The organism is Novosphingobium malaysiense, assembly GCF_000802225.1.
In the GTDB taxonomy this organism is placed as follows: domain Bacteria; phylum Pseudomonadota; class Alphaproteobacteria; order Sphingomonadales; family Sphingomonadaceae; genus Novosphingobium; species Novosphingobium malaysiense.
The window spans coordinates 392,239-405,650 of sequence record NZ_JTDI01000002.1; the positions used below are offsets into that span (position 1 = coordinate 392,239).

The 13,412-nt window shown below is 65.2% G+C and carries 10 protein-coding genes; 4 read left to right on the forward strand and 6 right to left on the reverse strand.

Annotation, left to right across the window (positions count from 1 at the left end; translation table 11 throughout):
- Window positions 1-60 precede the first annotated feature (60 nt).
- Window positions 61-900, reverse strand: coding sequence for a protease modulator HflC (gene hflC / locus LK12_RS06800; protein WP_039280949.1), 840 nt, complete (start codon window positions 898-900; stop codon window positions 61-63).
- The gene (hflK, locus tag LK12_RS06805) at window positions 900-2,045 is read right to left on the reverse strand and encodes a protease modulator HflK (protein ID WP_039280951.1); all 1,146 of its coding nucleotides are present in this window, start codon (window positions 2,043-2,045) and stop codon (window positions 900-902) included. The genes hflC and hflK overlap by 1 nt, the downstream gene beginning before the upstream one ends.
- Window positions 2,046-2,221: 176 nt before the next feature.
- Here hflK and LK12_RS06810 point away from each other — a divergent pair, with 176 nt between their 5' ends.
- The 4 genes from LK12_RS06810 to LK12_RS06825 all read left to right on the forward strand — a co-directional run bounded on the left by LK12_RS06810 (window position 2,222) and on the right by LK12_RS06825 (window position 7,598).
- Entirely contained in the window at window positions 2,222-3,220 is a 999-nt protein-coding gene (locus LK12_RS06810; RefSeq protein WP_039280952.1) for an Mrp/NBP35 family ATP-binding protein, read from the forward strand.
- On the forward strand, window positions 3,220-5,478 hold the full coding sequence (locus tag LK12_RS06815; RefSeq protein ID WP_039280954.1) for a molybdopterin cofactor-binding domain-containing protein: 2,259 nt from the start codon (window positions 3,220-3,222) through the stop codon (window positions 5,476-5,478). The genes LK12_RS06810 and LK12_RS06815 overlap by 1 nt, the downstream gene beginning before the upstream one ends.
- Complete coding sequence (hemH, locus tag LK12_RS06820) at window positions 5,478-6,491, forward strand: ferrochelatase (protein ID WP_039280957.1); 1,014 nt, start codon at window positions 5,478-5,480, stop codon at window positions 6,489-6,491. Before LK12_RS06815 ends, hemH begins: the two co-directional genes overlap by 1 nt.
- A 99-nt stretch (window positions 6,492-6,590) precedes the next feature.
- Window positions 6,591-7,598, forward strand: coding sequence for a helix-turn-helix domain-containing protein (locus tag LK12_RS06825; RefSeq protein ID WP_039280959.1), 1,008 nt, complete (start codon window positions 6,591-6,593; stop codon window positions 7,596-7,598).
- Between the two features lie 2 nt (window positions 7,599-7,600).
- On the opposite strand, the gene LK12_RS06830 is transcribed toward LK12_RS06825, so the two are convergent.
- The 4 genes from LK12_RS06830 to LK12_RS06845 all read right to left on the reverse strand — a co-directional run bounded on the left by LK12_RS06830 (window position 7,601) and on the right by LK12_RS06845 (window position 13,354).
- Complete coding sequence (locus LK12_RS06830; protein ID WP_231568263.1) at window positions 7,601-8,497, reverse strand: cupin-like domain-containing protein; 897 nt, start codon at window positions 8,495-8,497, stop codon at window positions 7,601-7,603.
- 104 nt (window positions 8,498-8,601) lie between these two features.
- On the reverse strand, window positions 8,602-10,023 hold the full coding sequence (locus LK12_RS06835; RefSeq protein WP_039280961.1) for an aldehyde dehydrogenase family protein: 1,422 nt from the start codon (window positions 10,021-10,023) through the stop codon (window positions 8,602-8,604).
- A gap of 149 nt (window positions 10,024-10,172) precedes the next feature.
- Window positions 10,173-11,948, reverse strand: a complete 1,776-nt coding sequence (locus LK12_RS06840; RefSeq protein ID WP_052223227.1) for a thiamine pyrophosphate-binding protein — start codon at window positions 11,946-11,948, stop codon at window positions 10,173-10,175.
- Window positions 11,949-12,136: 188 nt separating this feature from the next.
- Window positions 12,137-13,354, reverse strand: coding sequence for a CaiB/BaiF CoA transferase family protein (locus LK12_RS06845; protein ID WP_052223228.1), 1,218 nt, complete (start codon window positions 13,352-13,354; stop codon window positions 12,137-12,139).
- Between the last annotated feature and the right edge of the window lie 58 nt (window positions 13,355-13,412).

Consider the following 13,412-nt stretch of genomic DNA (forward strand, 5'->3'; position numbering starts at 1 on the left):
GGCTTAACCGGGATTGAATAGGACCGGCATTTTGGCCTTTTTTCGGCCCTTCTGGCCCAATTACGGCTCCTTGAAGTGCTTCAGGTAGGCATTGTCGGGCGAAAGCAGAAGGGTCTTGCCCGCACCGTCCTTCGCGAAGGAAACCCGATAGCTCTGCATGGCGCGGTAGAAATCGTAGAATTGGGGGTCCTTGCCGAACGCTTCCGCATATATCTTCGCGGCCTGGGCTTCGGCGTCGGCACGGATGATCTGCGCATCGCGCTGGCCGCGCGCGCTGATCGTCTTGGCTTCTTCCTCACGGCTGGCGCGCATGCGGGTGAAAGCGCTTTCGAGGGCCCCTTCGGGCAGGTCCGCCCGCTTGATCCGCACGTCGACCACCTGCGCGCCGTATTCACGCGCCTCGCGGTCGAGCAGATCGCGGATATTGGCCATCGCCTTGCCGCGGTCCGCCGTGAGCAGCGACGAGAAAGTGCGCTTGCCCAGTTCCTGGCGAACCACCGAGGACAGGATCGGTTCGAGCTGCTGCGTCACGCGCGCCGTGGTGCCGGCAGCCTGGACCATCCTGATCGGATCGATGATGCGGTAACGGGCATAGGCATCGACATTCAGCCGCTGCTGATCGGTCGAAAGAACCTGCTGTGATTGCATGTCGACCGAGAGCAGGCGCTTGTCGATGCGCTCGACGCGCTCGTAGCCGGGGATGCGCCAGTGCACACCGGCACCGGTCTCACCGTATGGCGCGTTCGGCACGAACGGATTGTAGACGCGGACCGGCTTACCGCCGCGGATGACGACGGCCTGTTCGTCTTCCGGCACGATGATGAGGCTTAGCAGGATCCCCGCGATGATGACCGCGGCGGCTATCCACGCGGACTTGTACTGGTGCCACACGTCTCCCATCACTGACCTCCCTTGGCCGTGACGGTCGTCGAGCCGTCAGACATGTCGTTGTTCGCGTGCCGGCGGATTTCCGAGAGCGGCAGATAGGGCGTCACGTTGTCCCCTTCCGCCACCACCGTGTTCGTGTCGCGCACGACACCTTCCATTGTCTCGTAGTACATGCGTCGTTTCGTCACTTCCGGGGCGAGCCGGTATTCCTCGTAGACCTTGTTGAACGCGGAGGCGTTGCCCTGCGCTTCGGCCAGCTTCTGTTGGGCCCATGCGCGTGCCTCGGAACGGTCGCGCTCGGCTTCCTGCTGCGCGACGGTGACCTGCTCGAAGGCTGCCTTGGTCTTCGCCGGCGGGTCCGCCTTCTTGATTTCCACGCCCTGCACGGCGACGCCCGACTTGTAGTAGTCGAGGATGCGCTGCATGCGCTCGCGAACGTCCTGTTCCACTTGCGCGCGGCCGGCGCCCGAAATCGCATCGTTGAGCGAGATCTGCGCGATCGAGGCGCGCATCGCCGCCTCTGCCACTTCGCGCACCGTCTCGTCGGGATCGGCGAGGCGGAACTTGAAGTTCTTCAGGTTCTTGATGTTCCAGCGCACCAGATAACTGAGGTCGACGAGGTTCTTGTCGCTCGTCAGCATCAGCTTCTCGTTGTCGTTGTCTGGAATCATGTCGACCCGAAACGAGCGCACGTCCTCCACGTCGACGTGCTCGACCGGCCAGGGGAGGGTGAAGCTGATACCCGAATCGATCGAGCGCGAGTACTGGCCGAAGCGGGTGACGATGGCCTGTTCCTTGGGACCGATCGTGTGGAACATCGAAAGCCCCAGCAGAACGGCAACGGCCAGACCCATGCCCAGCGGCAACCACGACTTTCCGTCGGGCCGACGCGGGAGGTTGGGAAACCCTCCCCCCGGACCGCGCGGACCGCCGCCTCCGGACCGGCGCTGTTCGCGACCACGGAAGATGTCCTCGATACTGGCGGAACGGCGCGGCGGGGTCTCGCCGCTCGGAAGCCACGGATTGCGCGGCCCCTTGCTGTCGGAGGGACCGTCGCCGGGGTGGTCTCCGGATTCGCCGGACGTGTCGTCGTCCCCGTTATCGCCGGAGTCCCCGTTGCCTTTCCCACCGCCCCAGGGGCTGTTGCGACCGGCCATGGCCAGTCCCGCGCGTGCTATTGCGTCACCGAAAGCTTTCATGCCGCTATCTATAGGAACCTGCGCCGCAAAATACAGGGCCTCTCTTGCCCTTTTTCCGCGAGTACGCCACCTGAGCGGCCATGTGGCGCGCATTGAAGAATCTGTGGCGAAAGCAGCGCGAACCAGGAGAAGGCATGACGAGTGACGCTGGCGACCGATTGAAAACCCTGCTTCCGGAGAGCGCCGCTGCCCGTTTGCAGTCGCTGCGGCTGTCGGAAGGGCGGGCGACGCTGGTGCTCGATGCCACAGGCCTTGCCGCCGGAGACCGTGAAGCGATGGAGGCTTCGGTCAGGCAGGCGCTGGCAGGCGATGAAGCCGTGGCCGAAGTGCGCGTGGCGATGATGGCTGACAAGTCTGCCGCAGCCGCGCCGGAAAAGCCGGCGGTGGTCCAGAAGATCATCGCGGTCGGATCGGGCAAGGGCGGTGTGGGCAAGTCCACCGTCGCCACCAATCTGGCGGTTGCCCTGGCGCGCAGCGGGCGCAAGGTGGGCCTCGTCGATGCCGATATCTACGGCCCCTCGCAGGCGCGGCTGCTCGGTACGGAGGGGCAGAAGCCGGTGGCCCATGACAATCGTCTGGTCCCGGTCGCGAGCCAATGGGGCGTGCCGGTGCTCTCAATGGCGCACTTGTCCGATCCCGGGCAGGCCATCGCCTGGCGTGGCCCCATGGCCTCCGGCGCGGTCACGCAGTTGCTGGAAGGGCACTGGGACGATGCCGAGATACTCGTGGTCGACCTGCCCCCCGGCACCGGGGACATTCAGTTGACCATGCTGCAGAAGTTCAAGCCGGCCGGCGCCGTCATCGTCTCCACGCCTCAGGATCTCGCGCTCATGGACGCGACCCGCGCGGCGGAACTGTTCGCCAAGGGCGGCGTGCCGGTGATCGGCGTGGTCGAGAACATGGCCGGCTACATCTGCCCGCACTGCGGCGAGGTGAGCGATCCCTTCGGAGCCGGCGGCGCGGAAGCGGCTGCCCGCACCATGGATACGGCCTTTCTGGGACGCATCCCGCTCGATATCGCGATCCGTCGCGAGGGCGATGCCGGAACGCCTACCGCCGCGGGCGAGGGACCTCAGGCGGAAGCTTTTGCAGCGCTGGCTCGCAGCATCGCGGATTGGCTGGACAGCCGCTGATGGGGATATCGCGCCGCGGCATTCTGATCGGGGCGCTGGCCGGTGGCGGCCTGGCAATCGGCTATTATCTCCGCCCGCGCCACTATTCGCTGCCACTGGCGCCGGGCAAGGACGAATACGCCTTCGATGCCTGGATCAAGATCGGCAAGGACGGCGTCGTCTCGGTGGCCGTGCCGCAAGTGGAGATGGGGCAGGGGGTAACGACCCTGATCCCGCAGGTGGTCGCCCACGAACTCGGCGCCGACTGGCGGCAGGTGGCGGTGCAGCCGGCGCCGGTCAGTGCGCTTTACGCCAACCTTCCCCTTGCTGCGCGGTGGGCACCGCTGTGGTTTCCACTGGCGCCATCGCTGGGCGACGATCCCGATGGCCTGATCACGCGCCGCTGGGCCGAGGGCAATCGGTTCAATGCAACGGCTGACGGCATGTCGCTGGCCGCCTACGAAGCGCCGTCGCGGGCGGCCGCCGCCTCGGCGCGCGCGATGCTGATGCAGGCTGCCGCTGCCCGTTGGGATGTCGCGTGGGAGGAATGCGATGCGCAGGGCGGTTTCGTGGTCCATGACGGCAAGCGCCTGTCCTTCGGCATTCTGGCTGAGCAGGCCGCAGCCTATCAGCCCCCGTCCACGCCGCCGCTTCGACCCGAGCCGATGGCCGAGGCGCCGAACGGTTTTCCGGGCGCGGCCGCGCTTCGCTATCCTCGGCTCGACCTGCCATCCAAGGTCGACGGTTCGTGGACCTTCGCGGGCGACGTGCGTCTGCCCGGCATGCTTCATGCCGCGATCCGCCACGCGCCGCTGGGCGCCAGCGCCTCTCTGGATACGGTCGACGAAGACGCCGTCAAGCGGCTGAAAGGCTTCGTTCGCACAGTGAAAGGCGAGGACTGGGTCGCGGCCATAGCGCGCGACTGGTGGACCGCCGAGACCGCGCTCACGCGGATGAAACCGAAGTTCAGGGTTGCTGCCGGGCTGGAAACCTCGGAGGTCGACAACGTCATGGACGAGGCCATGCGCGCAGGCGAAGCGCATCGTCTTCATGCCTTGGGCGACATGGACATCGTCAAGGGCGGGCTGCCCTTGCAATTGCGCTACGAGGTGGCTCCCGCGATCCATGCGACGATAGAGACCGCCAGCGTCACGGCGCGGTTCGACGAGGGGCGGCTGGAGCTTTGGGTGGGAACCCAGGCTCCGGAATCGACGCGCATGGCCGCGGCGCGTGCGGTCGGCCTCGATCCGTCGAATGTCGTTCTCTATCCGATGGGCCTGGGTGGCAGTTTCGATCGGCGGCTGGAATTCGGCCATGCCGTGGAAGCCGCGATCATGGCCAGGGAGGCCGGTCATCCCGTGCAGTTGACGTGGTCGCGCCGGGAGGAAATGCGCGCGGGCTTGCCGCGGACACCCGTCGTTGCCGTCATGGCGGCAAGGCCGGACACCGAAGGCGGCATTGCCGGATGGCGCGCGCGCGTTGCGCTGCCGGCCACCGCGCGCGAGTTCGGCCGGCGGCTGTTTTCCGACGCCACGGCGCAGGACGCGATCGAAGCGGTGGCAGGCGATGAAGATGCGCTGGCGCTGGAAGGGGCCGTTCCGCCCTACGACATTCCCAATGTCGCGATCGATCATGTCCCGGCGACGATCCCGCTTCCCACTGCCCGGCTGCGCGGCAATGCTCACGGATACACCGCCTTCTTCAACGAGAGCTTCGTCGACGAGATGGCGCATCGGGCCGGGCGCGAGCCGCTATCGTATCGCATGGCCATGCTGGGCAAGGATCCGCGTCTCGCCGAGTGCCTGCAGCGAGCCGCCGCGCTGGCACAGTGGGGCGGGGGCGGCGACAACAGCGGGCAGGGCATCGCCTGTCATGTCATCCGCGGTGGCCGCATCGCCTGTGTCGCCAGCGCCCGGCGCGACGAGAATGGCGTGCGGGTGGACAGGTTGAGCGCGGTCGTCGACATCGGTCGCATGGTCAATCTCGACATCGCCCGCCAGCAGATCGAGGGCGGTCTTGTCTTCGGTCTCGGTCATGTACTGGGTTGCTCGATGCGTTACGGCAATGGCAGGCCCGAGGCAGATCGCCTGAAGGACATGAACCTGCCGGTACTGGCCGATTGCCCCGCCATCGAAGTGGAATTCATCGAAAGTACCGAAGAGCCCGCCGATCCGGGCGAACTGGGCGTTGCCGTGGTCGCACCTGCCGTAGCCAATGCGCTCTATTCGGCGACCGGACTGCGATTTCGCCGCCTCCCGCTTTTCGACGAGGAATTGTGATGCTTCCCTCTGACCACCCTTCCATCGCTTCGGGCGGCATTGGCGTGCTGCTGGTCAACCTGGGTACGCCCGATGCACCCACGCCTGCTGCCGTGCGGCGCTATCTTGCGGAATTCCTGTCCGATCCGCGCGTGGTGGAAATTCCCGCGATTGCCTGGAAGCCGATCCTGCACGGGATCATCCTGCGCACGCGGCCCGCCAAGTCCGCCCACGCCTATGCGCAAGTCTGGACTGACAAGGGCTCGCCGCTGGCCGCGATCACGGCGGGTCAGGCGCACAAGCTGCAGGAGCGGCTGGGCGAGGGCGTGACGGTCGACTGGGCGATGCGCTACGGCAATCCCTCTATCCCCTCCAAGCTGCAGGCGATGAAGGACGGCGGGTGCGAGCGCATCCTGGTGGCGCCGCTCTATCCGCAATTCTCGGCGGCAACGACGTCGTCGGTGATGGACAAGCTGGCCGATGCACTGCGCGCGATGCGCTGGCAGCCCGCCGTCCGCATTCTGCCGGCCTACTACGACGATCCCGCCTATATCGCCGCTCTCGAGGAGGACATCGTGGCGCAGGTCGCGGCGCTCGATTTCGTGCCGGAGGTGCTGCTGCTGTCCTATCACGGCATGCCCGAACGGACGCTGCATCTGGGCGATCCCTATCATTGCCATTGTCGCAAGACATCGCGTTTGCTGCTGGAGCGGTTGGAGGCGCGTTTGCCCGGTGTACGCGTGGAGACCAGCTTCCAGTCCCGCTTTGGCCGGGCGAAATGGCTCGAACCCGCAACGGAAGCGGTGCTTGCTGCCGAGGCTGCTTCGGGAACGCGGCGTCTTGTCGTGGCCGCACCGGGCTTTTCCGCCGACTGCGTCGAAACCCTCGAGGAACTGGCGATCCGCGGACGCGAAGTCTTCTCCGAAGCCGGCGGGGAGCGTTATGCCACGCTGGCCTGTCTCAACGATCGCGGGCCCGGCATGGCGATGCTGGAAGCGTTGGTCCGGCGGGAGCTCGGCGGTTGGTGGTCGTGAGGCTTGCAGGGATTTAACCCGCGATCGGCGCAGGAATTCTTGACCTGATCCTATTTTGTTCTACTCCTGTTCACGTGAAGAAGCACGGAGTCGGAACACATGCACGACACGGATTTCCACCAGCCCGATTTTGCATACGCCTCTGCGACCTGCGGCAAACCATCTGAAAATGGTCCGCCGATCGCGCTCTCGATTTTCGCCGATCGCGCACACCTTCGAGAGACCTTGCGGGATGATGCCCAGGCAGCGGGGCTTGTCGTTTCCGCGGCCGGCGCGCTTTGCGACTTGCTTGAAGGAAATGCACGGCCGCTGGGCGATGTCGTGCTGATCGATTGCCCCCTGGTCGACGCCGAGGCTCTGGCCGCGCTCGCCCGGCTCGACATGCGCGCCGCACGATGCGGCGCGCGGTTGATCGTGTCCACCACCGTCGATGCGCTCGACGCGGTCTTTTCCTGCATGGACCAGTCCGCGCCGGTGCTGCTGGTCGATCCCTCCCGTGCCGAGCGGGTGATAGCGCTGGGGCAGGTTCTGGCCGGGCACCCCCTGGGGCGGCTGCGCGAATTGTCGGACGAAGATCGGCTGATGCTGCTGCGTCTGTCCGAACAGGTCGGGAAGATCGCCGGTCATATCGAGCGGTTCGCGCCCGGCGGCCCGGATAGCAATGCTTCTGCAGCAAGTGCCTTTCGCTTTGCCGACGGTCGATGCGGGCAGGTTGCTGGCCGGCATCCGGAGGCAACCCGGTCTTCGGCGCGCGCCCAGCTTCCCGATGCCCGGCTGGTTCGCAAGATCATCCGCCAGCGCCAGCAGCGGGCGCGGTTCCTGGACGGCGATCTCTTTGCCGATCCGGCATGGGACATGCTGCTGGATCTCGTCGCGGCGCGGGTCGAACACAAGCGTGTGTCGGTGACGTCGCTGTGCATCGCCTCGGGCGTGCCACCCACCACGGCACTGCGCTGGATCGGCCAGATGGTCGAAGCCGGGCTGTTCGTGCGGGTCTGCGACGATACCGACCGGCGCCGCGCCTTCATCGAACTAACGGAAACGGCGGTGGATGCGATGGCCCGGTACTTCGAAGACCTTGTGCTGGCCGAGCCGCTGCCCGTCTGACGTCAGGACGTCGCGGAACGCGATTTCAGCATTGTATTGGCGCGGCTCATCGCGCGCCATGCAAGCGCCTTGCCCATATTCCGCGAGGGGAATGGGCGCGGGCTGGAGGGCCGGAGGCCGAGCTTGCGCAAGGCCCGGTTGAAGGCGCGGGCGTCGGCCTCGGCATAGCTCCATTCGGAACGCCAGGTGATCGACAGCGAAATGGACGGTTCCGGACCGACCTGGACCCAGTGCGGCGCCTTGACCGGAACGTGGATGGCTTCACCCGGCCCGATGGTCAGAGCGGTGCCGTGTTCGGCGAAGTCCTCGCGGTAGGTCAGGTTGCGGTGGTGTTCGCCCAAGTGGAAGGCTTCATGTACGCTCGGCGGGCTGATCGCTTCGTCTTCGACCGAAAAGAGCGTCATCGTCTTCGAGCCGGTGAGTTGCAGCAGGATGTTGTGTTCGGGGTCGAAATGGAAAGGCGTGACGGCGCCCGGCGAGGAGACGAAGATGAAGCCTTCGTGCTGCATCATCTCGCCGGTGCGCGGCGCGACCACGTCGGTCAGTTCGCCGAGAATGTGTTCCAGCAGCGCGGCATAGGCCCCGACCTGTTCGATGCGCTTGAGCACCACCCACGAACCGGTCTCGCCGATGTTGCGGATCGTCTCGACAACGCCGAGATCGCTCGTCGGCACGTCTTCCGGGGCGATGCCGATGGGCAGGGTGCCGGGATTGTATTCGATACTGTTTGCAGGGAGTATGCCGGCGAGATCCGCCAGCGCGTCGAGCGTCAGCAGCGGCTCGTCGGCAAGGTGGTGGGTGAGCTTGCAGGTGTTCCCCGGATAGGCCTCGGCGAATGCTGTCTTGGCCGCACTATCGAACACAGGGCCGTCCATGGCGAAATCCTTTCTCATCGCCATGGTGTCTAACGGGCATCGGTTAAATTCCGGTTGGTCGCTCCTAAAACGAAAACGGCCCGGATGCCGTGGGACATCCGGGCCGCTTCATGACATCGCTCGAAGGGTCAGGCCGGGTTCCAGCCGATGATCGCCTTGGTTTCGAGATATTCCTCGAAGCCGTAATCGCCCCATTCGCGCCCGTTGCCCGAGCGCTTGTAGCCGCCGAAGGGGGCGGTGAAATCGAAGCCGCCGTTGATCCAGATAGCGCCGGTGCGCATCTTGCGCGACAACTCGCGGCACGCCTCCAGATCCTGGCCCGACACGTAGCCGCCCAGACCGAACATGGAATCGTTGGCGATCTCGATGGCGTGGTCCAGATCGTCGTAGCCGATGATCACGAGGACCGGACCGAAGATCTCCTCGCGCGCAATGACCATGTCGTTGGTGCCGACGAAGACGGTCGGCTTCACGTACCAGCCCTTGTCCAGACCTTCGGGGCGGCCCGCGCCGCCCGCGATCAGCTCGGCGCCTTCTTCAAGCCCCTTCTCGATGTACTGCTGGATGATGTTGTACTGGCTCTTCGAGACGACCGGGCCCATTGCGAAGTTGCCGTTCGGATCGCCCACGGTGACGCCGTTGGCGGCTTCCGCGGCGACCTTCTTCACTTCCTCCATGCGCGAACTGGGCACCAGCAGGCGCGAACCGGCCGAGCAGGTCTGGCCGGAATTGCCCATCATCCCGGCCGTTGCGGCTGCCACGTGATCGGCCATCGCGCCATCGTCGAGGACGATCCACGGGCTCTTGCCGCCCAGTTCCAGGCCGACGCGCTTCACGGTGTCGGCCGCGTCCTTCTGGATCTGCACGCCCACCGGTTCCGAGCCGGTGAAGGAGATCATGTCGATGTCCTCGTGCTTGGACATGGCGGTGCCGATCTCGCTGCCCTTGCCCTGCACCATGTTGAATACGCCCGCCGGTACGCCCGAATCGTGAAGGATTTCAGCCAGGATCTGGGCTGAGAACGGAGCGAGTTGCGGCGGCTTGAGGATCATCGTGCACCCAGTGGCGAGCGCCGGGAAGATCTTCACGCAGGTCTGGTTCATCGGCCAGTTCCACGGCGTGATCAGGCCGCAAACGCCGATCGGTTCCTTGCGGATCAGCGTGACGCCGCGCTCTTCCTCGAACTTGAAGGTTTTGAGCACTTCGATCGCGGTGTTGAGGTGCCCGCTGCCGAGCATGGTGTGGAAACCGCAGGCGAGCGGACGCGGCGCGCCCATCTCTTCCATGATCGCCTCGCCCAGCTCCTGTTCGCGCTTGCTGTATTCGGCCTGGATATTCTGGAGAAGCTCCAGCCGTTCCTTGATCGAAGCCTGCGAGTAGCTGGCAAATGCCTTGCGAGCTGCAGCAACGGCCTTGTCGACGTCCGCCGGGGAGCCGAGCGAAATATGGCCCGAAACTTCCTCTGTTGCCGAGTTGATGACTTCCGCCGTCCGCGGAGCGGAAGGTTCGACCCACCGGCCGTCGATATAGAACTGGGTGTAGTTGCGCATGTCCTGCTCCCAATATTTCTGCAGGGGTTTCAAAACCAATGCCCGCACTGCGTTCCGGGCAGTACGGGCATCGTCATCCTATCGGGGTAGAGCCCGGCTGTGTACCGGGTTTCCGCTGTACCGGAACCTGTGGCTTCCGGACTCGGCCATTACTGCGTGCCTTCGGCGTACCAGGTACGGAACTCGCTGTACTGGGGCTTGTCCTCGGCATTGGCGACCGGGTCGATCTTCACGTGGATCACGGTCGGACCGCCGCGTTCGTAGGCCTTCCTGATGGCCGGGCCGATGTCGGCAGCGTCGGTGATGTAATCACCGTGCGCACCGAAGCCTTCCGCGATCTTGTCGAAGCGCACCTTGTCGGACCAGTGGACGCCGGCCTCGTTGGTGCCGGTGCCGAAGGTCGAGCGGTAGATGCCGACCTCGAGACCCCACTGGAAGTCGACGCCGACGACGCAGACCAGCGGCAGGTTCTTGCGGACCGCAACTTCCAGCTCGCCGATGTGGAACAGGAACGAGGAGTCGGAGGTCACCAGCATACCTGGGCGCACCTTGCCGGTTGCGGCCTGGTCGGCGAGCATGGCGCCGGTCGCATAGGGCAGGCCGGTGCCGATGTGGCCGTAGTTCTGGTTCCAGATCACGTCGTGCGGCTTGGCCTGGTTGTAGGTCCAGGTGTAGATCACCGTGGCGCCGCCGTCGCGGATCATGATGCCGTCCTTCGGGAAGGCCTTGGTCGCTTCGACCACGAAACGGGCGGTGTTCATCGCCACGTTGCCGGTGCCGTCGTCGCGGGTCTGCGATTCCTCGTCGAGATCCTTTATCTGCTGGGCATCGCCCTTGATGAATTCCTCGAGGCGCGGGTGGCCCGGCAGGGTCTTGCCTTCCAGCGCGCGCACGAGCTGCGGCACGACGGCGCGCAGGTCGCCGACCAGCGGGCAGTCGATCTCGCGGTTGACGCCGATCGCGGTCGGATCCTGCTGGACGTAGATCCACTTGCGGTTGGCTTCGTTGTCCACCCAGTGGCGCCAGCGGCCGTAGTGGCTCGGCTCGCCCAGCTCGGTGCCGAGCGCGATGCACAGGTCGCTTTCGACCACGGCATCGATGGACACTTCGGAGAAACCGTAAGGGAAGGTGCGGTCCTCGATACCCTCGATGAACGCGGTGCCGCCCGAGGTCTGGATGACCGGAGCGCCGATCTTGAGTGCGAGCTCCTTGACGGCCGCGCCCGACTTGCTGGTGTAGACGGCGTGACCGGCAAGGATGATCGGGTTCTTTGCCTTGGCGATCATCTCGGCGGCCTCGGCCACCCGATCACCGTCCGCACCCTGCATGGTCAGGCGATAGCGGTGCGGCGGCAGGGCCTCGGGAACGTCCAGCTCTTCCAGCACGGTGTGGTGCGGATATTCGATGTAGGACGGGCCGGGCGTGCCCGACATGGAAACGCGGATCGCCTCGCGGATGATCTCGTCGGTCTGGTCGGCATATTCGATCGAAGCCGAATACTTGACCGAATCCTCGATCATCGGTTCCTGGCGCACGAACTGGATGCGACCACGGCGCACGCGGCGCTCGGTGATGCGGGCGCGCTGGCCGCCCATGAAAATCACCGGCGAGTTCTCGACCTTGCAGCACTGGATCGCGGGCATCATGTTCGCCATGCCCGGCCCAAGCGTACCGATGGCGAGCGCGGGCTTGCCGGTGATGCGCGTGGCGGCTTCGGCCATGAAGCCTGCGGCCGCTTCGTGGTGCGGCGACACGACGGTCCAGCCGCGGCGCTCGGCCTCGAGGAAGAGGTGCACGAAGTTGGGATCGGGGATGCCGAAAAGCGTCTTGATGCCTTCAGCCTCGAACAGGTCGAGGATGCGCTTGTAGACGGGCACGCCCTTGGGCTTGGCGGTCGGGTCTGCCGGGGTATCGTCTGCGTACATAGGGTTGCCTTTCTTCGATCTCGATCCGGTTCAAATCGCGTAAGTTTCATTGACGGCTCCGGACAGCGGACGTGCTGTTGCCGAAGCGGACCGTGCGGGTGGATTTCAGTCACTCTCCCAAGGCGTGATCGCGATACGCGCTTTGCAGGAATGACTAAGCTCTCTTTTGCTCAAATCAACACTGCTGTTCATTTGGAGGCATGTGCGTCCTCAGCAATCGCCTCGGCGTTCTCCTCCAGTTCGGCCAGCACTTCCGCATTGTCCTCGCCCAGCATCGGGGCGGGGCCGTGGACCTTGCCTGGCGTGGCCGAGAACCAGGTCGGCACGCCCGGGAATCGCACGGGCCCTTGCGCGGTCTCCACATCCTCGAAGAAGCCGATGGCGTTGAGCTGATCGTTGTCGAACAGGTCGTCGGTCGAGCGCAGCGGCGCGCAGGGAATGTGCAGAGCCTGCAGCGTGTCGAGCCATTCCTGCGTCGTCCGGGTGAGAAAGGTTTCGCCCAGCAGCCCGTAGACGCGGCCGATCTGCTTCGCGCGTTTCTCCAGCGTGGAGAACTCGTCGCTCGCCCACTCGGGCTGGATCGCTTCCATGAAGGCGTTCCAGTGCTTGTCGTTGTAGACGAGCGCGGCGACGTAGCCGTCCCTGGTCTTGTAGGGGCGGCGGTTCTTCTCGACGGCGCGGTGATAGTGCGCGGGCGTTGTCGGAGGCGAGAACATCGCGCCATTGGCGTGCTCGACCAGCATGAACGAGGACATCGCTTCGAACATGGTGACTTCCACTTCCTGGCCTTCGCCGGTCCGCTCGCGGTGAAAGAGCGCCATCATTGTGGCGTAGAGCGCGTGGAGGCCGGCGACCTTGTCGGCCATGATCGTGGCGACGTAGCCGGGTTCGCCGTTCATCAGGCCCTGCACATAGGGAATGCCGCATTCGGCCTGAATGGTGTCGTCGTAGGCGGGCTTGTCGCCCTCGGGCCCGCGACGCGAATAGCCGTAGCAGTTGGTATAGACGATGTCGGGGCGCAGCGCGCGCACCGACTCGTAGTCGAAGCCCAGCTTCCTTATCGCGCTGCCGCGCATCGAATGGATGAAGACGTCGGCGGTGGCGATCAGCTTTTGCAGCGTCTGCTTGTCCTGCTCCTGTCGCAGGTCCAGCATGACGCCGCGCTTGCCGCGGTTCACGTTGACGTAGATGCCGCCCATGCCTGGAACCGGGCCTTCGGTGATCCAGCGGGTGTTGTCGCCTGCGGGCGGCTCGACCTTGATGACCTCGGCGCCCATGTCGGCCATGATCTGCGTGGCATAGGGACCGAACACGACGCTGGTGAGGTCGATCACGCGAATCCCGGCCAGCGGGCCGCTGCGCGCCGACGCGCCTGCCGGTGATGGGGATCGTGCCTCTTCAGCCATGTCGCTCTCCGTTAACTTGCGAGTCTGATAGCGCAGCCTTGCAGGCAGGTCTATGCGT